The following is a 23,779-nucleotide window of genomic DNA, read 5'->3' as shown; positions in this document are numbered from 1 at the left end:
AAATTTAACGGACCTAAGAATGTCATATCGTAAATATACATTCTTGGGTTTTTATATATGCGTATACTTGTATAGTTTTATTTGTTGAGTGTATACTAATTTAAAAATACATTAAACTATAAACTTGTTATTTAAAGGAGCGTTGTATTTGAAATTAGGCGCACGTATACTTAAAACTGGAATTGCTATCATTCTCGCCCTTTTTATCGCTTCTTTTTTACCTGATAATGTTGGTTTGAAATCTGTAGCAGGAATAAGTGCTATTTTTGCAATGCAACCTAATATATATCGTTCAATGAAAACGATATCTGAACAAGCTACAGGTAATTTAATCGGTGCTATATTAGCAGTGATTATGGTAACCATTTTTGGTAAAAACATTGTGATTATGGGTATCACAGTCATTCTATTAATCGCCATTTTATACAAATTAAACTTGGCGCATGTAGCAACATTAGCAGGTGTCACTGCGTTAATCATTATGGGGCAACATACAGGATCGTTTTATCTTGCAGCTACATTTAGATTTATTTTAGTAATGATTGGAGTTTTAAGTGCTTCACTTGTAAACCTAGTATTCTTACCTCCAAAATTCGAAACTAAAATTTATCATAATGCGGTTAATATTTCTTCCGACATATTTATATGGTTTAAACTTGTGATTAATGATACTTCTGAATATCATCAGATAAAAGAAGATGGTGAACAGTTAGAATCTCGCATCATAAAATTAGAACAAATCTATAACTATTATCACGAAGAACGTACGTTTACAAGAAAAGCTGCTTTCCAACAAAATCGTAAAAAGATATTATTTAAAGAGGTCGTTGGAACAACTCGACAAGCTTACGAAGTATTAAATCGTATGGCTAGATATCAAAATGATTTGCATAATACGAATCATAATTTATTATTTCAAATTAAATTAGAGTTAGATTCATTAACAGCGTATCATGAACAAATTTTAAAAAGTTTATCAAAAAAGGCGCGTTATAATGTAGATGATTTTGATAATCAAATTTTAAATCCTCAAAAGAAAAATCTTATGGATGCTTTTCAATATCAATTAATTCAAAATCCATATCAAGTAGAATATTCATATTCGAATATCATGCAAATTATCGCAGCTATTGAAGAATATCGATATTATTTAGAGCATTTAGATAGACTAAGATTAAGTTTCTTTACGTATCATCGTAATGACACGGATATTGAAATTCAAGATGAAGACTTTGATTTATAAAAATTAAATATCAATACTAAAAAAGACAAACTTAACTATCAAAGTTGAGTTTGTCTTTTTTAGTATTCATTATTTAGTTATAAATCTTGAATGCTATACAAATGTTCATATTCACCTTTTTTAGCAATCAGCTCTTTATGTGTACCCGTTTCAACGATTTGGCCATGCTGCATAACAATAATTTTATCTGCGTGTGTGATTGTTGATAATCTATGAGCTACAATAAGTGTAGTTCTATCTTTACTTAAAACATCTAATGCGTCTTGAATAATTGCTTCACTTTCTAAATCAAGTGCACTTGTCGCTTCATCTAAAATTAATATAGGTGGATTATTTAAGAAAATACGCGCAATAGATAAACGTTGCTTTTGGCCACCAGATAATTTTACGCCACGTTCTCCAACTTCAGTATCATAGCCATTCGGTAAATTCATAATAAAGTCGTGCGCATTTGCCATTTTAGCTGCTTCGATTATTTCTTCTTCAGTAGCATCAGGACGTCCTAATAAAATATTCTCTCTTACAGTATCAGAAAATAAAATATTGTCTTGTTGAACAAGTCCAATTTGATTTCTCAAGCTTCCTGTTAAATAATCTTTAATATTATGACTATCGATCAAAATTTCACCTTCACTTACATCATAAAAACGTGGAATAAGATTAATAAGCGTAGATTTACCTCCCCCGCTCATACCGACGAATGCTACTGTTTCACCTTTGTTTATATTTAAATTTATATTTTTTAAAACTAAAGATTCATCTTCATTATATTTAAAGCTTACATTTTTTAATTCAATATGTCCTTCTTTTATTTCAATAGGTTGTGCACCTTTTTTATTTTTAATGTCATAGTCTTCATCCATTAATTGAAAAATACGATCCATAGAGGCGAAACTTTGCGTTAAAGTTGTGAATGAAGAAACTAAACGTCTTAATGGTCCGAATAATTGTTCTAAATATCCTACAAAAGCTGCTAAGGTACCTACTGTAATTGAACCAGTGATTGCTAAATATGACCCTACTCCAATAACAATGATAGGACCTAAATCTGTGACTGTATTAATAGCTGCAAATGAATAGGCATTCCATGAAGTATGTTGAAACGCTCTACTTAAAAAGTTTTTATTTTTTTTATCAAAGTTTTTCGCTTCATTATCTTCAATTGCAAAGCTTTTTATTACAGACATACCTTGAACACGTTCATGTAAAAATCCTTGTACTTCCGCTAATGCTTGTGAACGTTTACGTGTTAATTTTCTTAAACGTCCAAAGAAAAAATATACTGTAAAGATATAAAAAGGAAAAATAATAATTGCTGCAAGTGTTAATTTAATATCTAAGAAGAACATAATAGAAAGCGCAATAATAATCGTTACACAGTCTAACCAAATATTCATTAACCCAGTTAAAATAAAGTCTTTCGTTTGTTCTACGTCATTAATTACTCTCGATATAACTTGTCCCACTTGATTATTTGCATAAAATCGAGCACTTAAAGCTTGTAAATGGTCATACAATTGCTTACGAATATCATATAAAATTTTATTACTCGTCCATTGTGCTAAATATTGTCGAAGGTATTCAATTGGCGGGCGCACAATTAAAAATATAAATAGAGTAATACCTATCGCTATAGCAAGATGATGGAATTTTTCATTGGTAGTTAATGTACCATTATTAATGACACCATCAATCGCATATTTAATTAATAATGGAATTAACATTGGAATACCAAATTTTATAATTCCAATAATAATCGTTGCGAAAATACGATATTTATATGGTTTAACAAATTCTAAATATCGTCGAATCACACTGACTCCTCCTTAATTTTATTATCAAAAAATGAATAGAGGTTGAACCCTCTATTCATAAACTCATTTATTTAAGAATAGGCAAGTAGTTTCAACCTCTTATTTATTACTCAAGTACTATAAACTAATTAATTACTATTTGCCTCAATTATGCTTAGTAATTACGAATTTTTTTATATCTTTGTTTCCAAACTTTTATAAAGTCAGGAGCGAAAGGACCTTTTTTCTGTTCTATCCATTGTTGTAAAATGTCTACATTTCTTCTGAGTATTACGTCTATTTCATGAGGATAATTCATTTGTTTCATATGTTGTTCATATTCATCCTCATCTAATAAATGATATTTACCATTTGGATAAACTTTAATATCTAAATCATAATCAATATATTTTAAAGCTTCTTCATCACATACAAAAGGCGAAGATAAATTACAGTAATAGTAAATACCATCTTCTCTAAACATGCAAATTACATTAAACCAATACTCAGAATGAAAGTACACGATTGCAGGCTCTCTAGTAATCCATGTACGTCCATCACTTTCAGTTACTAAGGTATGATCATTCCCACCAATGATGACGTGATCTGTTCCTTTTAAAATCGTTGTTTCAGACCATACTCTATGAATATTTCCATCATGTTTATAGCTTTGGATTTTTATATTTTCGCCTTCTTTAGGTATGGATTCTTTAACCATACTCCACACCACCTTTTAAAGTTTTTACAATTCGAATTATACCATATTTTTTTAAACTTCTTTAAAGAGATATAGAGAGATAATATGTTTTTCTATTTACCAACAATAAACTCATATATTTTACTCATTGATACTGGGAAAGAATAATCGTCTCGATTTTCTAAATCAAACCATTCCATAAAGTCTGGTAATTGTGCTGAGTCAATATTTATATCTTCAATCACACTATAAACATTTAAATTCCAAGTTTTATGTGTAAATTGATGCTTTAATTGAAATATTGCGTTCTCAGCTAAAGTTAATGACTGGTTTAACTTATATTCTAGTTTTTGAATCCCATTAGGACTTTCAAACATCGGAAATTGCCACATACCATTAAGTAGCTTTTCTTGACGTTTTTCAATCAGATATTGACCTTTCTGATTTCTGACTAAAAAAACCTCCTGATTAATTATTTTCTTAGCTTGCTTTTTAGTCTTGATAGGTAACTCTAACGTAGTTCCTTTTCGAAATGCTTCACAATTTTCCTGCACTGGACAAAATAGGCATAACGGATTCTTAGGTGTACATATTGTTGCACCTAATTCCATCATTGATTGATTAAACGTACCCGCTTCTTCTTGTACAAAAGGTTGAAGCTCTTTTTCAAATGATTTTCTAGTAGATTGTAATTTGATATCACGATAGTCATTATTAAGTCGAGTCCATACTCTAAACACATTTCCATCTACAGTAGCTAAAGGGCGATTAAAAGCAATACTCATTACAGCTGCTTGAGTATATGGACCTACTCCCTTTAATTCACCAAAAACTTTAGGGGATGATGGCACTTCACCATTATAATTATGATGTACTTCTTTAATTGCTGTATGAAAATTGCGGGCACGGCTATAATATCCAAGACCTTCCCAATACTTTAATACTTCATCTTCTTCTGCTTCACTTAACGCTTTAACTGTAGGAAATCGATGAATAAATTTATTGTAATAATCAATGACCGTTTTAACTTGTGTTTGTTGAAGCATAACTTCACTTAGCCATATATAATATGGATTAGTTGTTTCTCTCCAAGGCATTTCTCGTTGATTTTTCTCAAACCATGTCACAATATTATTTTTAAATGTCGTTTCATTTAACATTAAATTATCCTTTCTCTTACATAAAAAAATTTATAAGTTATAATACTTTCTAATATTTGATAAGTATCTTAATTTTGTTATTCTAATTTTTAGATTATAATATATATTAAATCAAGATGAAAAGAGTGAACTTTTATGGATACAGCCACTCATATTGCTATCGGCATTGGACTAACTGCTTTAGCTACACAAGACCCAGCAATGTCACATTCTATGACAGCTACTGCAACAACTTTAATTGCGGGTTCTTTAATACCTGATGGCGATACGGTTTTAAAATTAAAAAATAATGCAACTTATATTTCACATCATCGTGGTATTACACATTCCATACCCTTTACGATTTTATGGCCAATATTACTTGCTTTTATAATATACGTTATCTTTCCACATGTAGATGTGACTCATATATGGATGTGGGCTCAGTTAGCGGTCTTTTTACATGTTTTTGTAGATATCTTTAATTCATATGGTACACAAGCACTTAGACCTATATCAAATAAGTGGATACAACTCGGTGTAATCAATACATTCGATCCAATTATTTTTTTAATATTATGTATTGGAATCACGCTATGGTTATTAGGCATTCATCCATATCTAGTGTTCTTTCCAATTATTGGCGTTTTAATTATTTATTATATCGTTAGATTTAAAATGCAATCAATAATCAAATCTCAAGCGTTGAAACTCATTCATGATGAACATCATCCTGTGAAAATTTTTGTTGCACCTACTATGAAATTTATGGAATGGCGTGTAGCTATTCAAACTGAAAGCTATGATTATGTAGGTAGAGCTTATGGTCGTAATATAACGTTTAGTGATAAAGTAAAACGTCAACAATTCTCATCTGATACACTTTTATGGCAAATAAAAAGTAATCCTGAAATAAGAACGTTTTTAAAATTCTCTTCTATCTATCGTTGGCAAATACGTAAACTTGATGATCAAACAACTGAGATAAGATTGATAGATTTACGTTATCTAAATAAAGGACATTATTCTTTTGCAGCAATTGCACATCTTACTCAAGATCAAAAAATTGACCATTCCTATATTGGATGGGTATTTACAGAAGAAAAACTTCAAAAAAAATTGTACTCTCATTAATCTATTAACTTTAACTATAATTTAAACAACCCCTAGATGACTTATTGACAGTCATTTAGGGGTTATTATTATAAAATTATAAAAAATATATGTTATTTATAACGATTCACTCATATATTAAATATATTCATATTTCTTATGGGCAACAAGTCGAGTTAAAATAAAATTGATAACTCCAATTAATACTAAAAAAGCAATAAAATAAATATGATACACAATATTGTACATATTTACAGCTCCAAAAACAATTGAAGATGATAATCCGTCAATCAAATAATATAATGGATTAATTTTTAATATTTGATCAATCATATTTGCTTTATTGTTAGGTATAAAAATGATAGGTACTAAAAAGAATAACACAATTGTTGCTACCACATAAAATTTAAATACTTTTTTACTTATTAAAGTCAATAAACTTAATGTTATTGATATAAAAACAATAAATATAATCGACATTAGTATAAAATAAACAAAAGATATCACCGATGTTTCAAGGTTTACTGGCTTAAAGATTGATGTAATCAATGATAAAACACAGATGATGATAGCCCCTATCAGTGCATTAAGGATGGGCGTAATAATAGGTGTGAGTTGAAATGATTTAGCAATAAGATAATCATACTTATATAATTTGAATGATTTATATATAATATAAGCAATGGTTACAAAAGTATAGAACGCAATCATTCGATATATCCATTGGGCCTTTTCAATTTCTTCTGTATTAAATAAATACATCACTCCAATTATGATACTAATGATAATTAATTGTATTAAAAATAAAATCACATCATATTTCCAAGTCTCTTTTACTTTTGCTTTAGCCAAATGTAAAAGAGATGGAAAATGTTTAAAATATAATATTAACTTATCTATCATGTTTACACCTACAATTCGATATAAATCCATTTACTATTTTTCATATCTGCAATTAAATATCCATTATTTAATTTTGAAATCCATACATTACTTTTAATATTAAATTTACGCTCTAATTTTGATTTATCTACTATAGGAAATACAAAACCAGTTAACTTATCCTCATCATTAAATAACATTTTAATAGGTTGTTGTGTAATAGGCACCACAAATCGTTGATCTTTTTCAGGAACGAGCGTCTTTTTCACTTGCTTATGTGGTTTATGTAATTGAGTATTAAAATAATCAACATACTTACTGTAGTTTGACTTCATATAAGGCGCTAAAGTACTAAATTTATGCGTTTCATATAATGCAGCAGGATTAAAATAATAAATTTTGTTCTTACCTACTTCATATGTATCATCATCGACAATTAAGCGGTATTTTGAAGCACTTTCTCCAGTAATCGTCACAAAAGAATATTTTGGCATTTCAATATCTTGATGATTTGATAATGTCACTTCATCATGTAGAACAATTCCATAAGACAATTTATTTTCAAAAGAATCCGTGTCTTGATTTTGAACTTTCTTCTGAGATTCGTTGATAGGAATTTCAATTTTCCCTATATTATTCACTACCAGTGCGCCAAGTAACACTAAGACGATTAACGTTGAAACTAAAAGCGTCCAAAATTTAACTATAAAATCCGGAACTTTAACATGTTTGTATCGTTCGACTCTTTTAAAGTTATAACTCATTTCCGGCAATCTACTTCTACTTTTCTTCCAATCCAAATCAAAATTCTTAAGTGTTTCTTCATCTTCGATACTTAATCTATCTCTTTCATGATCATTAAATACTGGTAAAACGTCATTTAAAGACCCTTCCATACGCACTTGTCCGTGAGAAATCCATGTAACATAGTTACTTACTTGAGATATTTTAGAAATATCATCGTCTACAAATATAATTGATAAGTCATTAGACACATAGTCTTTTGAAAGTTGTTTCGCCTTATTTAAAAAAGCTTCATCAAGATATTCGAGAATATGACTTAAAATAATAATTTCTGTTTTACAAACTCTTGCAACACTTAAAATCAATTGCGCATACTCAGAGTGACTGAGTTTATTCACTTGAATCGAAGATTTATCATCTAAATGCGCATATTTAATAATTTGATCGACAATATGTGAAGACGTCTCGTAATTAAATAAGCATTGTGTTTCTTCAATATAACTTTTAACAGACATATTTAATAAATGTTTGTTTTTTATATCTCCATAATAAATACTTGCTGATTGTACAACTTTCCCTCTATCAGGTGCAATATCTTGTGCCATAATTCTTCCAATCAATGTTTTGGATGAACCAGGTTCTCCTATGAGTGCAAGAGCTTCTCCTTGATAAATGTGTAAAGTTATTTTATTTAATTCTATGTCTTCCGCGCCATATCCAAACGGCAAATACCACTTTCTATTCTTTTGGTTTCTATAGTATTGTGTAACATTTAATAATTTTAAAACGATTGAACTTCCCATTTGTGTTACATCCTTCTAAATTTTTAATAATGCAATGGGTAAACCCTCTTCAGGATTCGTACTATTTATTCTATAACCCCAAGCAAAAACCCCTTTTAAACATTCAACTTTAAAGTATTGTTCACTACCATCATTTAATTTATACATTCTGCCTATATTAATTTTAGAACGATCGACTAAATAACTCTCAGCTACAATGACTTTACTTTCATAAACATCATATTCATTCATTATGCCATTCATTTCAGCTTTACGCATTTTTTCTTTACATAATTGTATTTCATGTCTCAATTCCTGTTCAGACATTTCACTTAATCTTTTGTCACTCATCTAAAATACCACTTTCTGCTAATTTAATTTTTATTTTATCATAATTATATCCTTTTCTCATAAGTGCTTCTATTGTTTTCATTTTTAATGTATTACCATCATATTTACGACGTTGTTTATTATAAACTTTTTCTAAATCCTTTTGTAATAAGTCATCTAGCACTTCTTCGTCTTGAGCAAAGTCTAACTCATTAAGTACATTTTGTGCAGTTCCCATTGTATATCCTTTTTGGATTAAGCTATGCATTACTTTTTGCTTTACTTTAACAACAGGACCTTTTTTAGTTTTCATTATTTTTTTAGCAACATGAATGATAGATTCTATAGGTTGCTCTTCTTCATATCGTTTAACATATCTATCTATAATATTAGGTTCTACTCCAACTTGGTATAGTTTTTGTTTAAATACTTCAGGTCCTTTATCTGTTGTGTTGATCATTGTATTTTTTAAACTTTCAGCGTAATCTTCATGATTAATATATTGCTCTTTATAACAGTATTCAATCACTTTTTGTATTGCCATTTCATTAATATCATTCTTTTTCAAATAGTCACTAACTTCTTTTTCAGTTCGTTTTTTATATGATAAATATTGTATTGCCATATTAACTCCTAGACGATAGTGTTCATATTTTTGGATTTTTTCCATTTCTGAAGCATCTATCATTTGGTTCTTTTTCAAATTGAATTTAACGAGTGTATCGATATCAATTCCCATTTCAAATGCTTCATCAAGAAAGAGATTAAATCGTTCTTTATTATTTTTTTGAACTTCTATTTTAGTAATTTTCGGCATCATTATTCTCCTCATACTAATTAAAAATAGTATTTTAATAATATATTTATTTTATAACAGAAAGTCTAACACACATAGTATTTGATATTAAAAAAGAGCGAAATGGAATTTTATTTATTCTCATTCTCACTCTTAGTTTATATTCAATTAAATTGTTATATTACTATATTAATAATTATTAAGTTGTGATAAGGATTCTTGATATTGACTGTCAGAAATATAATTCTGTTGTCTCATTTTTTCTAAATTCACTTTAATTCGATTCTTGAAATTATTTGATACGTTATTGATATCATATACACTTGGAGCATTAACTTTACTTGCTAGCATTGCACTTTGTAATATAGTAATAATCGGATAACTACTATTATTTTGATTTGTAGTTGTACCAAAATAATAATTTGCTGCACTTTCAATATCATATTGATTATTGCCATAGTAAATATTATTCAAATAAAAACTTAATATTTGATTTTTACTGTATTGCTGTTCAACTTTATGAGCGACAAATAATTCTTTTAGTTTACGTGTAAATGAACGTTCATTATTGTAATAATAGTTTTTTACAGTTTGTTGAGTAATGGTACTCCCGCCTTGTACCTCACGTTCACCAATCGTTGAAAATAATGCACGTGTTGTCCCTTTGATATCGAATCCATGATGTTTAGAAAAACGTTCATCTTCCATAGATATAAATGCGCCCTTAACATAATTCGGCATATTGTCTGATGATACAAAATTACTCTTATTTTCAATCGTTTGTAAATCATCGACATTCGCTCTAGATGATAAAAAATACATTAATCCAGTAAACAAAGCAAATATAATCAGAAATATAATAAACATTCTTAGAAAGAGCCGTTTACTTTTCTTCTTTTTCGGTGGTGAACCCACAGGTTGATAATAGGTATTATAATAAGGCTCATTTTGATAATAAGTTGTTTTCTCTTTTGGATAGTTATCTCTTTGTCTTCTTTTCATGGGATTGCTCCTTTACTTAAAGGTCACTCTATAATTGAGAGTTTAACAGTAAGTATTATTTTTATCTATATAAACAATCAAAAATCAGTCTCAAGGTGTATCATTGGTTTTTATATCGCTCAAATTTTCAAGTTACTTTGAAGAAGATAGAGAAGGATTTTTTAAAGATGGATAAGCGGATTTAAAAAACGATATTAAGTTCATAAATATATGAATTTTTAAAAGTAACATTTAAAACGTATTTTCTCCATTTCTAGAAAACAAGGAAAACAAATCAATCAGACGCTTATGAATTGACACGACTTGTAATGATATATTCTCAGTTTCATTGGAACCTACTCCAGAATACAGTTACATTGTAATTTAATCATCGACTATCAACACATTAAAAATGCCTGAGACAATTACACATGTCTCAGGCTCAAATATAACTTTCAAAAAAGTTATTTTAGATTAATCATTTAATTTTTTAACGATTTCTCTATTGAAATCATCTAAATCATCAGGTACACGACTTGTTACAATATTATTATCAACTACTACTGATTCATCAACAACATTAGCACCTGCATTTGATAAGTCTTTACGAACATTTAATACTGCAGTTAAAGTGCGACCATTTAAATCATCAGTATCAATTAGAACTTGAGGTCCGTGACAAATAGCAAATGTTGGAACATCATTTTTAGTAAAGTATTTTGCAAATGTTCCATAACGTCCTTCTGCATCTCCACGTAAATTATCTGGAGAGAAACCACCAGGAATTAATAATGCATCATAATTTTCTGGTTTAGCATCAGCAATACTTACATTTACTGTAACTTTTTCACCATGTTTCCCAACAACTTCAGCGTTCGCAGTATCTCCAATAACTTCAGTTTCAAATCCTGCTTCTTCTAAAGCTTCTTTAGGACTTGTTAATTCTATATCTTCAAATTCATCAGCTAAAATAATTGCTACTTTTTTAGCCATAACTAAAATCACCTTTTCTTTCATTTTATTATATTTAGTATATAGACAAATTTAAGATGGTTTAAACATAAATATTAAATTTAGTTGAAAATCTTTTCATACTCCATGATTACTTAGAAACTAACTTAACTTTTTCTTCTAATTGATCTAATAATCCAATCCATTCATCAATATCTTTTACACTTACTTCATCGGGATTAACGTGGTCAATATCTTCTAAAAATTTAGACAATCTTGTTTTAATTTGTTCAATAGTTTGTTTTTCATCCATCGGAATTTAACTCCTTATATATAATATTTTTAACTTTTATTCATAACTATCCTAACAAAATTTGACAAAAAGAGATATAATTCTAATAATATTTATTGTATTTTATAAAGAAGAATGTTTTAAAAGTTTAGGAGTTTTTATAATGACAACATCAAAAATTAAACAAGCAATCTCAATTTATAATGATCCATGGGAAGCTTATAATGATATTAAACAATTCGATCAACTCACTTTGAGTAATGTAGAATTTACCACTACAAATTTATGTAATATGAGATGTAGTCACTGTGCAGTTGGTTATACGTTACAAACAAAAGATCCTGATCCATTACCTATGAACCTTATTTACCAACGTTTAGATGAAATTCCCAATTTACGTACTATGTCGATTACAGGTGGAGAACCTATGTTTTCAAAGAAATCTATAAATAATGTTGTTAAACCATTATTAAAATATGCGCATCAAAGAGGCATATATGTGCAAATGAATTCTAATTTAACGTTACCTCAAGATCGATATCTAGAAATTGCAGAATATATTGATGTCATGCACATTTCTCATAATTGGGGTACTATCCAAGAATTTGCCGAGGTGGGCTTTGGCGCGATGAAAAAACAACCTCCTTTAAAAGCAAAGTTAAAATTATATGAACAAATGCTAGATAATGCTAGTACATTATCTGAACAAGGGATGTTTGTTTCAGCAGAAACAATGTTAAATCAAAGTACCCTACCCTATTTAGAAAACATACATAAAGAAATTGTTAATGATATGAAGTGTAGTCGTCATGAAGTTCATCCTATGTATCCAGCAGATTTTGCAAGTCAACTCAATGTATTATCATTAAAAGACATGAAACAAGCTATTCATCATTTATTAGACATTCGTGATAAAAATACTTGGATGTTATTTGGTACTCTACCAATCTACCCTTGCATAAACGATGAAAATGACCAACTTTTACTTGAACGATTAAGAAATGAAAAAAATGTTACTGTTCGAAATGACCCAGATGGTCGTAGTCGCTTAAATGTAAATGTATTTAGTGGAGACGTTATTGTAACAGATTTTGGTGATGAAAACGGAACAATTTCTAATATTAAACATGATAAGCTCACAGATGTATTTAATGCCTGGTTATCAACAGATTTAGCAAAATCTCTAAATTGTCATTGTGAAGCTTTCCAATGTTTAGGACCAAATGTATTAGTTAAAAATATGTATTATCCAAATACAAACTTTAGAGAAAATGAAATCGCAATGCACACTGAACATAGTTTTCAATAAAATTAAAAAAACTAAGACATAATTCCAAGCAAAATAGCCAGTAAATGAGTTTATTGTAAACTCATTTACTGGCTATTTTATTTACAATACTGCGTATTGTTGACTCGCTTTCTTAGGGCACAACTTCAGCCTGTAGTCTTTAGCATATCCTATTGCCTCAAGAGTCTCACCAAAACACTTTGTATTTATATGTAATTTTACATTGAATTATTTTTAAAAAATAAGGCCCTAAAACCTTTCGTATAATTTAAAGTCAATACATATAATTTATATCATATGTATTGACTTTTATTATAAATCTTAAATATCTTCTATGTGCTGTGCTTCAGATAAAAATTCAATGGTTTTTTTACTTTCTTCACGTCGTTCTTTTCTTCGTTGAACACGTTTTGGTGCTCCTTCATAGAACCACTTTTCTATTTTAGTTTCAGGGTACACTTTAGGAATACGTGTTGGTTTTCCATTTTCATCTAGGGCAACAAATGTTAAAAAGCTCAATGCTGCTAAATGTCTTTCCTTATTTAGCACATCTTCAATAATAATTTGCACACAAATTTCCATTGAACTTGACCCTGCGTAACTTACCATTGCTTCATAAGACGTAATATCCCCTGTTTTTATAGGTCTTAAAAAATCCACCGAGTCAGTAGAAGCAGTAACCACTTGTGCATTCGCATGTTTCATAGCTGTAATTGCAGCTATTTCATCAATATTAGCCATCAATGATCCACCAAACATTGTATGGTGATGGTTGGTATCTTGAGGAAATACTTGTCGTGTTTTAATACTTTTTGATTCAGACATAGATTTTTTATTAACTTGAGAATTTGACATACTTTATTTCTCCTATTCCTAATTTAAATGAGTTATTGTGCCCAATTCCCATTTTCGAAAACTAATTCTTTAGAGCCGTCTTCTAAAATACCATAAATTGTTAGATCTGAACTTCCAATCATAAAGTCCACATGAACATTAGAATCATTTAATCCACTTGCTATTTTTTCTTCAGTAGACATTTCTGTACCGCCTTTAATATTAAACCCGTAGGCTGAACCAATAGCAAGATGACAAGATGCATTTTCATCAAATAAAGTATTATAAAAAATGGTATTACGATTTGAAATTGGCGAATCATCTGGAACTAGAGCAACTTCTCCTAATCGCTTAGAACCTTCATCTGTGCTAATTAAATCTTTTAAAACTTCTTCACCTTTTTCTGCTTTAACATCGATAATTTCACCATTTTTAAATGTTAAAGTGAATCCATCAATAATATTACCATTATAACTTAATGGTAATTTATTAGTTACATAGCCATCTACATGATTTCTATCTGGTGCAGTAAATACTTCTTCCGTTGGGATGTTTGCAATAAATGGTTGTTGATTTCCATTTACATAGCTCGTTGCATCTTCCCAAATATGTCCTTTTGGTAGCCCTACTGTCAAATCAGTGCCTTCAGACATATAATGTAATGCTTTATAATTTTTTTCTTGAAGTTTATTTGCATGTACACTTAGAGATTTCACATGTTGCTCCCAATTTGTGATTGGGTCATTTCCATCCACACGTACAATTTCAAATACTTCATCGATAAATTGACTGTATGCTTCTTCTTTAGGCAAATTAGGATATACACGTTTTGCCCATGCTTTAGATGGAAATGCAGCTACTACCCATGGAAATGCATTCTTTTGGCTACCTTCCATATACCCTTTGAATGCTTGTCCATAATTAAACTGAGATGCTTTTAATTTTTCTGAATCAATGCCATTTAATAAGTCTGGATCACCGGAAATAAGCGCTAAATTCGCTGCTCCTCTATGAGCATAATCCATACGCTCTTCAACATCATAAGCTTTAACAGCATGGTTTTCAAAATAATCAACAGATTCATTTTCATATTTTAAACGTTCTAAAATAGGATCTGAATATACCACTCTTACATCTGAAGCGCCTTCTTGATAGGCTACTTCGACAATTAAGCGCGTTAATTCTATAGTTTCTACAGAAGTTCTTATAAATACAGGTTGATTTTGTTGGACGTTCATACCTACTTTTACTAATAATTCTGCATATTGTTTTAATTTGTCTTGATAATCTTGATTGGCCATTTAAATTCTCCTTACTCGTGACGTAAATTACCTAATTCATCAGCAATTGCTGTAATTTCACTTGGTGAAAATGAATCTTTAGACATAACAAAATCATGAATGTCTTTAATATCCTTTGTATCTGTATCTTTAAATTTTTCTGGATTAATTAAAGATTGATTTACAATATTTAATTTTTTTCGAATATTTTTAATCATTTGTTCATTATTCTGTGTCATTTGTTTCACCTCTTTATTATCATATTTTATCAAAGTATAAAAATTTATTAAACTTTTATAGAAATTAGTAAAATTATGGCTTTATAAATGTTAAAAATAACTATAAAATAGTTTATATATTAAAGTTTGGAGGAGTACAAGATGGTAGATGTAGCTTTTGTATGTCTTGGAAATATTTGCCGTTCTACAATGGCTGAAGCAATCATGCGTCAACGATTAAAAGAACGCGGTATTTCTGATGTTATTGTACATTCTAGGGGTACTGGACGTTGGAATTTAGGTGAACCTCCTCATCAAGGTACTCAAAAAATTCTGAAACAACACCATATACCTTTTGATGGTATTGTTAGTGAATTATTTGAACCTGATGATGATTTTGATTATATTATCGCTATGGACCAAAGTAATGTGGATAATATTAAATCAATCAATCCAAATCTTAAAGGTCAATTGTTCAAATTGCTAGAATTTAGTAACATGGAAGAGACTGATGTGCCTGATCCTTATTACACAAATAATTTTGAAGGTGTATATGACATGGTACAATCATCTTGTGACAATTTAATAGATTTCATCGTAAAAGATGCTAATTTGAAAGAGGGGTAACTAAAATGGAAAATAAATTTGTTCCAGGTATTATTATTGGTGCTATCGTTGGTGGAGCTGCTACTTTAGCAGATAAATCAACACGTAATGCATTAGTACAATCATTCAAAGACATTAAAGAAGGTAATCGTTCTCGTAAACCTTCTAAAATTACTTCAATTAAAAATGAAGTATTGTATTGGAAAGATATAATTGAAGAAATTCGTCGTAATAATCCAGAATTAGAAAAATCAATTAAAGATGCTAAAGATACATTTGTAAATCGTAAAAACAATCGTCTTAGCTAATCAAATATAATTGACAGAAAATAAAGGCAAAATTCCTTTTTACTTAGGTAGTTTTGCCTTTATTTTAGAATTAATTTTTAAGGAGACGCCTATGTCAAAAAAAAATCAATCAAACTCTAAGTACCTTAACTCTATTAAGGAAAAAGAGACAGAAAATAAAGAGAAAATAAAGGTTGATCGTACATACGTAGAACCTCAGGAATTTCAATCAAAGAAGCCTAAAAAAGATAAACAAGTTTTTTTCGTTTCTAGATTAAATAAACCTGCAAAATATACTAAAAATTCTAATTTTTTATCTTATCTTATTTATCGTATTGGTAAAGATGATGCTTCAGGTTTAGCGGCTCAAATGACGTATCACTTTGTATTAGCTTTATTCCCAATGTTAATCTTTTTATTAACTTTATTACCATTATTTCAAATTGATCCTCAGCAAATTAAAGACTTAGTTAGTCAAAATGCTCCTGCTGAGACTGCTGATGTTGTTACTAAAATTTTTAAAGATATTACAAGTAACTCTAGTGGTAGTTTATTATCAGTCGGTTTGATTTTAGCTATTTGGTCAGCATCAAATGGTATGACAGCAATTATGAATTCATTTAATGTCGCTTATGATGTTGAAGATGCTCGTAATCCTATTGTTCTTAAATTATTAAGTATTTTGTTTACAATTGTTATGGCTATTGTATTAGCTATCGCTCTAACGTTACCTACATTTGGTAATTTTATTAAAGATCATCTATTTGGTCCGTTAGGTTTAGATCAACAAGTCGCTTGGATATTTGATTTAGTGCGTATATTGTTACCACTTATCGTTATTATTATTTTATTCTTAACATTATATTCAGTAGCACCTAACGTTAAAACTAAGTTTAAATCTGTTTATCCTGGTGCAATCTTTACTTCTATTGTATGGTTATTAGGATCATTTGCATTTGGTTGGTATTTATCTAACTTTGGTAACTATTCTAAAACATATGGTAGTCTTGCTGGAATCATCATTTTATTACTATGGATTTACATTACATGTTTCATTATCATTATTGGTGCTGAAATTAATGCAATTATTCATCAAAGACATGTCATTAAAGGTTCTACACCTGAAGAAGCTGCCTTAAAACATGATGATAATAATGAAAATCATTACAATGAGAATACAAAATATGAATACGATTCTACAGCATCATCTAAATATGAAAAAAATTATGATGTGGATCCTACACCAAATGATAAACATAGTGAACAAGACTCTTTTGTTGATAAAATTAAAGATAAATTTGATAAAGATAAATAGCTATAGAAAAGAAAACTTTTAACGAAAAACCTCCTTATGAGATAGTCATTTTTTGACTTCTTTATAAGGAGCTTTTTATTATTGAATTAAATTATGTTGGAATGCATAAATAACCGCTTGTGTTCTATCTTGTACCTCTAGTTTACTTAAAATATTACTCACATGTGTTTTTACTGTTTTAATTGTAATATGTGAAGCACTGGCAATTTCTTGATTAGAATAGCCTTTAGCAATTAATAACAATATTTCCATTTCACGTTCAGTGAGCATTTCATATAATTCTGCTTTCTTCTTCATTCTATTTCTCATTTTTACTAAAACTTCTGGCTCGAATACAGATTCTCCACGATATGTTTTTCTAACTGCTTCTGCAATATCACTGGCACTTGTCGTTTTTAATATATAACTATCAACCCCTGCATCAAGTGCTCTATATACTTCTTTATCTTCTATAAAACTTGTTAACATGACTACTTTGATATGAGGCAAATCTTTTTTTATTTGTGTCGTCGCTTCTACACCGTCCATATCATTCATTAACAAATCCATTAAAATTAAATCAGGATTTAACGTATGTGCTTTTTCAATTGCCTCTTTTCCTGATGATCCTTCTCCTACTACTTCAATATCAGATTGAGTAGATAAATAACTTGAAATACCAATTCTAACCATTTCATGATCGTCTACAAATAATACTTTAATCGTCATATTAACCCTCCTCTTTCGTTAAAGGTGCTTTTACCTCTATTCTAGTTCCTGAATCTGGTAGAGATACGATATGAAACGTTGCACCTATTTCTAATGCACGTTCTCTCATATTTTTCAATCCATAACTTTGTTCTACTTTTTCATCTACGTTAAAGCCTTTACCATTATCTTGAATTCTTAATAATAAATAATCTTGATGATTAAATAATTCGACTGTCACTTTAGTTCCATCAGAATGTCTTAATGTATTTGAAATTGCCTCTTGTGTAATTCGAAATAGATGATCTTCAATTCCTTTAGGCACTTTAAAATCTTGTATATCATAAATGACTTTCATAGGTACTTTCTTTTGTAAATCAATGACTAAATCTTTAATACCTTCCCCTAATGATTTATCCTTGAGTCCTAAAGGTCGCAAATGTAGTAACAGCGCTCGCATCTCTAATTGAGATTCTTGTATCATTTTCTCAAGTACTGGAATTTGTTGGTTAAGGGGTGGTTCTAGTTCTGTTTCTTTTATCGCTGATAACATCATACTTGCTGCGAAAAGTTGTTGACTTACTGAATCGTGTAATTCCCTTGCTAAACGCTGACGCTCATCTTCTATAATTTTTTTTACTTTAATGTCATTCATATTGTAGTTTTCATTTGTTAAATTTTGAGTTTTGATTCTTAATCGCTGTAATTCTTGATTTAAAGGCACTAACATTTGATAAATATCAATTGTTTCATTATATAGTTCTATGTTTTTATCATTAATACCTACCGTTTCGCCTTCAATGGCGTGTTCAATTTGATTCTTTATCCAATCATTTTGCTGATTTATTTTATAAGCTAATACAGAGCCAACGATAATACAAAGTAAAATAATCACTAAATTAAGAAATAGAAACACAGGTATACCAAATATTTGAGTATAGAACATTCCTTGAAAATATATAATATTTACAAAAACTTTATCTATAAATAAAAACGCAGTTAGCATGCTATACACTAAAATAAGCATGGATCCTATTGCTCTTAAATAGTGATTCATCGATAAATCACCTCAACATCACCAATAAATGTTGATACATATATATTTACACTATAATTTTCTTCTTTCGGTTTTTCTTCTACTTGGACATGATTATTTTCTACTTTATATGCTTCTCCATTTATATAAGCGGTACCATAAAATGATGCCATGTGAAGATTAATATTATAATTAACTGGAACAATCAGTTGTACTTTACCTAAAATATGTCTAACTACAATCGTATTATTTTCTTTGATGTTTGCTGCTTTTGTCATATCAATATGAATATCTCCAACCCCATGTTGAATTTGCACATCTTCCCATTTATATACATATACTGGAGTACGTTGTTCACCTAGCCAACGTTGTTTAATAAATTGAGGAGAGGTCACTTCTTCTTCCGAGGCCACAATCTTCAAAGGTTTAAATTTAAAAACTAAGTATCTAATAATGATTATTACTAAAAATATAAATAAAATAATAATCGTATATTTGTTGGATAACAAGGTAAACGCTATGAGTAGTGCTCCTATCCAAAACGCCAATAACCCTCTTACTTTATGAAAGTAAAGGTACCCTACATAAATTAATATACATCCTAATAATAAAATAAATAAATATCCAATTTTTTCAAAAAAGATGTAATAAAAGTTAGCGATAATCATTAGCGCTGTAAAAATAATTAATAATTCAGTAGATATATATTTACGTGTCAATGTGTCGCCTCCTGATTTTAATTAAGCTACATAACTCATTTGTTCAATTATTGCATATTGTTCTTCTGCAGCAATACGTTCTTTCGTACAACGATGAATATTAGCTTCAATTTTGGCATAATATGCTTCAAATTTATCTAATCGTTGTTTTAATAAATCTATTTCATTATTATGAACTTCCTAAGCATTCTTTATATTGTACATATTTATCATATCAATATACTTATTCTCTAGTGTAGCAGATAAACTGTCAATTAAAGTATTGATTTTTTCTTTTTTATTTTTTAAATATTTTATATATCGTTCCATACTCTGAAGCTTATCATCTAATAATGAACGATAATCATTAATATTATTTTTTATAATTATTTTTAAAAAGTGTTGTAAATATAAATCTAAATAATTCATAGAACCACCTCGTTGTTTACTAAACTTTATTATAAATGAGTGGAATCTTACTTAATATAGTCCTAGGAACCATTTTCTTCTCATACTTAAGTACGATTAATTTTAATTTAAAAATAAGGATATGAGTTGAATACTATTGAAAAGAGTGATTTAAGGTGGTATCCATATATCTTAAACATTTTTTACTTCACATGTTCAAATTTAGTTTTTCATTTATCGCTGATACTAACTATTTATTATTTGGTGTTGTGTTTTTAAAGTCTATTCTTTTAGGTGTTTCAGTAAAATGTGTATTTTGTAATATTGTTCAGTCGATTCGCTTTGACTAATTAAGCTATTTTTTGGTAGCTTTATTTTTGATTACATGTTTTATGTCCACTCTTATTTGGAAATTTGGCAAAGTAGAACAACGTTGGTCATAAAAAAGCCTAAGACATCATTGTTGTCTTAGGCATAGAAATTGTCTTTTTTCACTTATCCAGAAACTTTATGTTCCGGACTCTTTTTAATATACTAACAATTCTTGAAAATACATTTTATCACAAGTTTTTTCAACATCATCAGAGACGCTGAATCCCAACATAGAGACGTTCTTTATGGAACATCTCTATGTTGTGGAATCATTATCAGTATGGGACGACGACATCAAAATGACTTCTTTTCAACTTCATTTTTCTTAATCAATTTTTGTTGTTAACATCGGACCATCTTTCGTAACAATGACAGTATGCTCAATTTGGGCCACAAAGCTTTTATCTTTAGTTTCAAATGCCCAGTCATTTTTGCCTTCAGTAACAAATGTTGCTTTAGATGAAATAAAAGGTTCTACTGCAATGACTACGCCTTCTTTTAAAAGCGTCTTATCTTTAGGATCATAATAATTCATAACATGACTTGGCGCTTCATGTAAAGATTGTCCTACACCATGACCTGTTAAATTTTTAATAACAGTTAAATCATTTTTACGTGCTGTAGCATGTACCGCTTTACCAATATTACTTAGTTTTGTACCTGGTTTTACTTTAGCCATTGCTGCATCAAATGCTTCAAGTGCTACATCACATACTTTTTGTTTTAAAGGGTTATCCGCTTCTCCTACTACAAAAGAAATGCCAGTATCTGCATAATATCCATTTTTTAATGCTGAAACATCTATATTAACTAAGTCCCCTTCACGAATAACACGTTTACCAGGTATTCCATGAGCGACTTCTTCATTAACACTAATACAAGTTTGACCTGGGAATTTTTCATCATGAATAGGTGCTGAGATTGCACCATGTTCTTCAAATAATTCTTTAGCGATATTGTCTAATTCTTTTGTAGTAATACCAGGTTTAGTTGCTTCTTGCATTGTATCTCGCACTTTTGCACATATATATCCTATTTCTTTTAACGCTTGTAATTCTTCATCTGTTTTTACAATCATATTATCCCGTTCCTTTTTAAAAAATATTCCACCTTATTATACCAAAAATTTTTTGATATACTAAATAAGAAATGTAATATCTACTGACTTGATGTCTCACTACATCAAACTTGATATTAAACTTATTCTAACATTATAATCATCACGTTCGTTCTTTGAGAGGATTTAACAATATGAATCAATGGTATAAACATATTATAGGCGCTAGAACAATAAAAACGGGTCTAGCTACTTTTCTAACAACTTTATTTTGTTTACTATTAAACTTAACTCCTATATTTGCTATTTTAACAGCAATTGTTTCGATTGAACCAACTGCTAAAGCTTCTTTACGAAAAGGTTATCGTCGACTTCCTGCTACCGTCATAGGTGCATTGTTTGCAGTTATTTTTACTTATATCTTCGGCGATCAATCTCCATTTACTTACACCTTTAGTGCTATTTTTACTATTTTAGCGTGTACAAAATTAAATCTCCAAGTTGGTACAACTGTTGCAGTATTAACTTCAGTTGCTATGATACCTGGTATTCATGAAGCCTATCTTTTTAATTTTTTCTCAAGACTCTTAACAGCTTTAATTGGTCTAGTAACTGCTGGATTAGTAAATTTTTTCGTATTACCGCCTAAATATTATCATCAAATCGAAGAGAACTTAATTCATTCAGAAAATAATTTGTATGAACTATTCGCTTCTAGATGTCATGAATTATTATTAGGAAAATTTGATTCAGATAATAGTAATACATCATTAGCAACCTTATCTGATATGAATAAAAAAACAGATACTTTAATGAATTATCAACGAGATGAATTACGCTATCATAAAAATAACGAAGATAAATGGAAACAATTAAAAGATATGTCAAATAGAGCATATATTGATAGACTTCTTGCTACACATTTATCAAATATTATTTATTTACCAAAAAACGTAAATATTTGTTTTACTACTGAGGAAAAAATGGCAATTATAAAAATTAGTAATAGTATCAACAATATCCCTTTAGATGGAGTTTTTAAAAGAGAATCTAAATCTATATCTACTTTAAAATCTTCAGTCAAAATACTAGAAGAATTCGATAAGAATCAAATTAAGAGTCACGTTATTTATGAAATTTTACTTATCTACAATTTACTAGATAATCGATTTGTTAAAGCATAAAAAAACGTTGGATGAATTGAAATAATTCAAGTCATCCAACGTTTTTATTCTTTTTCTGAACGTTCAATAATAACATATTTCGCCGCTTCTTCTTCAGTGTTATCTAATTGTTTTGGTGTAAATGGAATTCCTTTACGTTCACATGCCTTCTCTAATAAATAATCAGTAAGTTCATGATTTTTCGGTAATATAGGCCCATGTAGGTAAGTTCCTAATAAGTTTTTATAATGTATACCTTCTTTTTTATCATCATCATTATTACCATACCCGGTTACTACATGACCTAATGTATCAAAGTTATGATATGTACGACCACCGTGATTTTCAAAACCTACTATTGTTCCAAATGTATCACTTTTAATTACGATATCTCCTGTTAAACGATCTGTTTTTGACTTTGTATAAAAGTCTAAAATTCCAAGTCCTTCTAATTCTGTACCATCAGGAGTAATATATTTAGTACCTAAAAATTGATATCCACCACAAATGGTTAAACCTGGCATTCCATCTTCTATTGCATCTTTTAATATAGTTTTAATTTTACTTAACTCTTTAGTAGCGATACTTTGTTCTCTATCACTACCCCCACCAATAAAGAAAATATCGCAATTTTCTAATGTAACTCCCTCAGTTTCATTAATTTCGATAACTTTTAAATTAATATTGCGTTTTTTTGCTCTCTGTTTTAAAGCAATAATATTTCCTATATCACTATATAAATTTAATTTGTCCGACATAAAATGAAAAACTGTTAATTCGTACATAT

The 23,779-nt window shown here is 29.2% G+C and carries 26 protein-coding genes; 7 read left to right on the top strand and 19 right to left on the bottom strand.

Annotated features, from left to right (window positions below):
* Nucleotides 1-148: 148 nt before the first annotated feature.
* Complete coding sequence (locus MHI13_RS04515) at nucleotides 149-1,243, top strand: FUSC family protein (RefSeq protein WP_017175213.1); 1,095 nt, start codon at nucleotides 149-151, stop codon at nucleotides 1,241-1,243.
* Between the two features lie 77 nt (nucleotides 1,244-1,320).
* On the opposite strand, the gene MHI13_RS04510 is transcribed toward MHI13_RS04515, so the two are convergent.
* The 3 genes from MHI13_RS04510 to mutY form a co-directional block, all read right to left on the bottom strand.
* Nucleotides 1,321-3,057 (bottom strand): ABC transporter ATP-binding protein, encoded by a 1,737-nt coding sequence (locus MHI13_RS04510; protein ID WP_017175214.1) that lies wholly within the window; start codon nucleotides 3,055-3,057, stop codon nucleotides 1,321-1,323.
* Nucleotides 3,058-3,211: 154 nt separating this feature from the next.
* Complete coding sequence (gene ntdP, locus MHI13_RS04505) at nucleotides 3,212-3,754, bottom strand: nucleoside tri-diphosphate phosphatase (RefSeq protein ID WP_017175215.1); 543 nt, start codon at nucleotides 3,752-3,754, stop codon at nucleotides 3,212-3,214.
* Between the two features lie 92 nt (nucleotides 3,755-3,846).
* Nucleotides 3,847-4,893, bottom strand: coding sequence for an A/G-specific adenine glycosylase (mutY, locus tag MHI13_RS04500; RefSeq protein WP_017175216.1), 1,047 nt, complete (start codon nucleotides 4,891-4,893; stop codon nucleotides 3,847-3,849).
* Nucleotides 4,894-5,028: 135 nt separating this feature from the next.
* Between mutY and MHI13_RS04495 the strand changes: the two genes are divergently transcribed.
* Nucleotides 5,029-6,006 (top strand): metal-dependent hydrolase, encoded by a 978-nt coding sequence (locus MHI13_RS04495; protein WP_017175217.1) that lies wholly within the window; start codon nucleotides 5,029-5,031, stop codon nucleotides 6,004-6,006.
* A 117-nt stretch (nucleotides 6,007-6,123) separates the two neighbouring features.
* On the opposite strand, the gene MHI13_RS04490 is transcribed toward MHI13_RS04495, so the two are convergent.
* The 7 genes from MHI13_RS04490 to MHI13_RS04460 all read right to left on the bottom strand — a co-directional run bounded on the left by MHI13_RS04490 (nucleotide 6,124) and on the right by MHI13_RS04460 (nucleotide 11,764).
* The gene (locus tag MHI13_RS04490; protein WP_237708230.1) at nucleotides 6,124-6,837 is read right to left on the bottom strand and encodes a teichoic acid transporter; all 714 of its coding nucleotides are present in this window, start codon (nucleotides 6,835-6,837) and stop codon (nucleotides 6,124-6,126) included.
* A gap of 59 nt (nucleotides 6,838-6,896) precedes the next feature.
* Nucleotides 6,897-8,414, bottom strand: a complete 1,518-nt coding sequence (locus MHI13_RS04485) for an ATP-binding cassette domain-containing protein (protein ID WP_017175219.1) — start codon at nucleotides 8,412-8,414, stop codon at nucleotides 6,897-6,899.
* Between the two features lie 15 nt (nucleotides 8,415-8,429).
* Nucleotides 8,430-8,744, bottom strand: a complete 315-nt coding sequence (locus MHI13_RS04480) for a YfhH family protein (RefSeq protein ID WP_070547978.1) — start codon at nucleotides 8,742-8,744, stop codon at nucleotides 8,430-8,432.
* The gene (recX, locus tag MHI13_RS04475) at nucleotides 8,737-9,540 is read right to left on the bottom strand and encodes a recombination regulator RecX (protein ID WP_070547977.1); all 804 of its coding nucleotides are present in this window, start codon (nucleotides 9,538-9,540) and stop codon (nucleotides 8,737-8,739) included. Before recX ends, MHI13_RS04480 begins: the two co-directional genes overlap by 8 nt.
* Before the next feature lie 168 nt (nucleotides 9,541-9,708).
* The gene (gene sgtB, locus MHI13_RS04470; protein ID WP_070547976.1) at nucleotides 9,709-10,521 is read right to left on the bottom strand and encodes a monofunctional peptidoglycan glycosyltransferase SgtB; all 813 of its coding nucleotides are present in this window, start codon (nucleotides 10,519-10,521) and stop codon (nucleotides 9,709-9,711) included.
* A 453-nt stretch (nucleotides 10,522-10,974) separates the two neighbouring features.
* Nucleotides 10,975-11,493: a type 1 glutamine amidotransferase domain-containing protein gene (locus MHI13_RS04465; RefSeq protein ID WP_049434624.1), complete on the bottom strand. Its 519-nt coding sequence runs from the start codon at nucleotides 11,491-11,493 to the stop codon at nucleotides 10,975-10,977.
* Between the two features lie 109 nt (nucleotides 11,494-11,602).
* Nucleotides 11,603-11,764 (bottom strand): SE1561 family protein, encoded by a 162-nt coding sequence (locus MHI13_RS04460; RefSeq protein ID WP_002450046.1) that lies wholly within the window; start codon nucleotides 11,762-11,764, stop codon nucleotides 11,603-11,605.
* Between the two features lie 142 nt (nucleotides 11,765-11,906).
* On the opposite strand from MHI13_RS04460, the gene yfkAB reads away from it, so the two are divergent.
* On the top strand, nucleotides 11,907-13,052 hold the full coding sequence (gene yfkAB / locus MHI13_RS04455; RefSeq protein WP_070547975.1) for a radical SAM/CxCxxxxC motif protein YfkAB: 1,146 nt from the start codon (nucleotides 11,907-11,909) through the stop codon (nucleotides 13,050-13,052).
* A 300-nt stretch (nucleotides 13,053-13,352) separates the two neighbouring features.
* On the opposite strand, the gene MHI13_RS04450 is transcribed toward yfkAB, so the two are convergent.
* Genes MHI13_RS04450 through MHI13_RS04440 form a run of 3 tightly spaced genes read right to left on the bottom strand, consistent with a single transcriptional unit; the run spans nucleotide 13,353 to nucleotide 15,384 of the window.
* Nucleotides 13,353-13,886, bottom strand: coding sequence for an acyl-CoA thioesterase (locus MHI13_RS04450; protein WP_017175224.1), 534 nt, complete (start codon nucleotides 13,884-13,886; stop codon nucleotides 13,353-13,355).
* A gap of 32 nt (nucleotides 13,887-13,918) precedes the next feature.
* On the bottom strand, nucleotides 13,919-15,166 hold the full coding sequence (locus MHI13_RS04445; RefSeq protein WP_070547974.1) for an aminopeptidase: 1,248 nt from the start codon (nucleotides 15,164-15,166) through the stop codon (nucleotides 13,919-13,921).
* 11 nt (nucleotides 15,167-15,177) lie between these two features.
* Complete coding sequence (locus tag MHI13_RS04440; RefSeq protein WP_049438099.1) at nucleotides 15,178-15,384, bottom strand: DUF1128 domain-containing protein; 207 nt, start codon at nucleotides 15,382-15,384, stop codon at nucleotides 15,178-15,180.
* 141 nt (nucleotides 15,385-15,525) lie between these two features.
* Here MHI13_RS04440 and MHI13_RS04435 point away from each other — a divergent pair, with 141 nt between their 5' ends.
* The 3 genes from MHI13_RS04435 to MHI13_RS04425 all read left to right on the top strand — a co-directional run bounded on the left by MHI13_RS04435 (nucleotide 15,526) and on the right by MHI13_RS04425 (nucleotide 17,571).
* Nucleotides 15,526-15,990 (top strand): low molecular weight protein-tyrosine-phosphatase, encoded by a 465-nt coding sequence (locus MHI13_RS04435; protein WP_049335620.1) that lies wholly within the window; start codon nucleotides 15,526-15,528, stop codon nucleotides 15,988-15,990.
* A 5-nt stretch (nucleotides 15,991-15,995) separates the two neighbouring features.
* A complete protein-coding gene (locus tag MHI13_RS04430; protein WP_070547973.1) occupies nucleotides 15,996-16,277 on the top strand; it encodes a hypothetical protein in 282 nt (93 codons plus the stop codon).
* Nucleotides 16,278-16,368: 91 nt separating this feature from the next.
* Nucleotides 16,369-17,571 (top strand): YihY/virulence factor BrkB family protein, encoded by a 1,203-nt coding sequence (locus MHI13_RS04425; protein ID WP_017175227.1) that lies wholly within the window; start codon nucleotides 16,369-16,371, stop codon nucleotides 17,569-17,571.
* 78 nt (nucleotides 17,572-17,649) lie between these two features.
* Here the strand turns inward: MHI13_RS04425 and vraR are convergent, their stop codons facing one another.
* The 5 genes from vraR to map all read right to left on the bottom strand — a co-directional run bounded on the left by vraR (nucleotide 17,650) and on the right by map (nucleotide 21,850).
* Nucleotides 17,650-18,279 carry a response regulator transcription factor VraR gene (gene vraR / locus MHI13_RS04420; protein ID WP_002450048.1) on the bottom strand — a complete coding sequence of 210 codons (630 nt, stop codon included), beginning with the start codon at nucleotides 18,277-18,279 and terminating at the stop codon, nucleotides 17,650-17,652.
* 1 nt (nucleotide 18,280) lies between these two features.
* The gene (vraS, locus tag MHI13_RS04415) at nucleotides 18,281-19,315 is read right to left on the bottom strand and encodes a sensor histidine kinase VraS (protein ID WP_017175228.1); all 1,035 of its coding nucleotides are present in this window, start codon (nucleotides 19,313-19,315) and stop codon (nucleotides 18,281-18,283) included.
* The gene (vraT, locus tag MHI13_RS04410; RefSeq protein WP_017175229.1) at nucleotides 19,312-20,013 is read right to left on the bottom strand and encodes a cell wall-active antibiotics response protein VraT; all 702 of its coding nucleotides are present in this window, start codon (nucleotides 20,011-20,013) and stop codon (nucleotides 19,312-19,314) included. The genes vraS and vraT overlap by 4 nt, the downstream gene beginning before the upstream one ends.
* A 180-nt stretch (nucleotides 20,014-20,193) precedes the next feature.
* A complete protein-coding gene (locus MHI13_RS04405; RefSeq protein ID WP_256277554.1) occupies nucleotides 20,194-20,421 on the bottom strand; it encodes a hypothetical protein in 228 nt (75 codons plus the stop codon).
* Nucleotides 20,422-21,097: 676 nt separating this feature from the next.
* A complete protein-coding gene (gene map / locus MHI13_RS04395) occupies nucleotides 21,098-21,850 on the bottom strand; it encodes a type I methionyl aminopeptidase (protein ID WP_017175231.1) in 753 nt (250 codons plus the stop codon).
* Between the two features lie 173 nt (nucleotides 21,851-22,023).
* On the opposite strand from map, the gene MHI13_RS04390 reads away from it, so the two are divergent.
* The gene (locus tag MHI13_RS04390) at nucleotides 22,024-23,013 is read left to right on the top strand and encodes an FUSC family protein (RefSeq protein ID WP_017175232.1); all 990 of its coding nucleotides are present in this window, start codon (nucleotides 22,024-22,026) and stop codon (nucleotides 23,011-23,013) included.
* 44 nt (nucleotides 23,014-23,057) lie between these two features.
* Here the strand turns inward: MHI13_RS04390 and MHI13_RS04385 are convergent, their stop codons facing one another.
* Nucleotides 23,058-23,777 (bottom strand): type 1 glutamine amidotransferase, encoded by a 720-nt coding sequence (locus MHI13_RS04385; RefSeq protein WP_017175233.1) that lies wholly within the window; start codon nucleotides 23,775-23,777, stop codon nucleotides 23,058-23,060.
* Nucleotides 23,778-23,779 lie beyond the last annotated feature (2 nt).

It is taken from the genome of Staphylococcus sp. FSL K6-0223 (assembly GCF_038008285.1).
The sequence above is the reverse complement of the archived record's forward strand: the minus strand, read 5'-3'. Positions and strand labels throughout refer to the sequence as shown.

Bases quoted from the DNA above. Each gene is read 5' to 3' on its own strand.
- MHI13_RS04385 (WP_017175233.1), bottom strand. From the start codon at position 23,777: ATGTACGAATTAACAGTTTTTCATTTTATGTCGGACAAATTAAATTTA.
- map (WP_017175231.1), bottom strand. From the start codon at position 21,850: ATGATTGTAAAAACAGATGAAGAATTACAAGCGTTAAAAGAAATAGGA.
- MHI13_RS04405 (WP_256277554.1), bottom strand. From the start codon at position 20,421: ATGAATTATTTAGATTTATATTTACAACACTTTTTAAAAATAATTATA.
- MHI13_RS04465 (WP_049434624.1), bottom strand. From the start codon at position 11,493: ATGGCTAAAAAAGTAGCAATTATTTTAGCTGATGAATTTGAAGATATA.
- ntdP (WP_017175215.1), bottom strand. From the start codon at position 3,754: ATGGTTAAAGAATCCATACCTAAAGAAGGCGAAAATATAAAAATCCAA.
- MHI13_RS04495 (WP_017175217.1), top strand. From the start codon at position 5,029: ATGGATACAGCCACTCATATTGCTATCGGCATTGGACTAACTGCTTTA.
- MHI13_RS04480 (WP_070547978.1), bottom strand. From the start codon at position 8,744: ATGAGTGACAAAAGATTAAGTGAAATGTCTGAACAGGAATTGAGACAT.
- recX (WP_070547977.1), bottom strand. From the start codon at position 9,540: ATGCCGAAAATTACTAAAATAGAAGTTCAAAAAAATAATAAAGAACGA.
- MHI13_RS04425 (WP_017175227.1), top strand. From the start codon at position 16,369: ATGTCAAAAAAAAATCAATCAAACTCTAAGTACCTTAACTCTATTAAG.
- mutY (WP_017175216.1), bottom strand. From the start codon at position 4,893: ATGTTAAATGAAACGACATTTAAAAATAATATTGTGACATGGTTTGAG.
- vraR (WP_002450048.1), bottom strand. From the start codon at position 18,279: ATGACGATTAAAGTATTATTTGTAGACGATCATGAAATGGTTAGAATT.
- MHI13_RS04445 (WP_070547974.1), bottom strand. From the start codon at position 15,166: ATGGCCAATCAAGATTATCAAGACAAATTAAAACAATATGCAGAATTA.
- MHI13_RS04435 (WP_049335620.1), top strand. From the start codon at position 15,526: ATGGTAGATGTAGCTTTTGTATGTCTTGGAAATATTTGCCGTTCTACA.
- MHI13_RS04430 (WP_070547973.1), top strand. From the start codon at position 15,996: ATGGAAAATAAATTTGTTCCAGGTATTATTATTGGTGCTATCGTTGGT.
- sgtB (WP_070547976.1), bottom strand. From the start codon at position 10,521: ATGAAAAGAAGACAAAGAGATAACTATCCAAAAGAGAAAACAACTTAT.
- MHI13_RS04450 (WP_017175224.1), bottom strand. From the start codon at position 13,886: ATGTCAAATTCTCAAGTTAATAAAAAATCTATGTCTGAATCAAAAAGT.
- MHI13_RS04390 (WP_017175232.1), top strand. From the start codon at position 22,024: ATGAATCAATGGTATAAACATATTATAGGCGCTAGAACAATAAAAACG.
- MHI13_RS04440 (WP_049438099.1), bottom strand. From the start codon at position 15,384: ATGACACAGAATAATGAACAAATGATTAAAAATATTCGAAAAAAATTA.
- vraS (WP_017175228.1), bottom strand. From the start codon at position 19,315: ATGAATCACTATTTAAGAGCAATAGGATCCATGCTTATTTTAGTGTAT.
- MHI13_RS04485 (WP_017175219.1), bottom strand. From the start codon at position 8,414: ATGGGAAGTTCAATCGTTTTAAAATTATTAAATGTTACACAATACTAT.
- MHI13_RS04460 (WP_002450046.1), bottom strand. From the start codon at position 11,764: ATGGATGAAAAACAAACTATTGAACAAATTAAAACAAGATTGTCTAAA.
- yfkAB (WP_070547975.1), top strand. From the start codon at position 11,907: ATGACAACATCAAAAATTAAACAAGCAATCTCAATTTATAATGATCCA.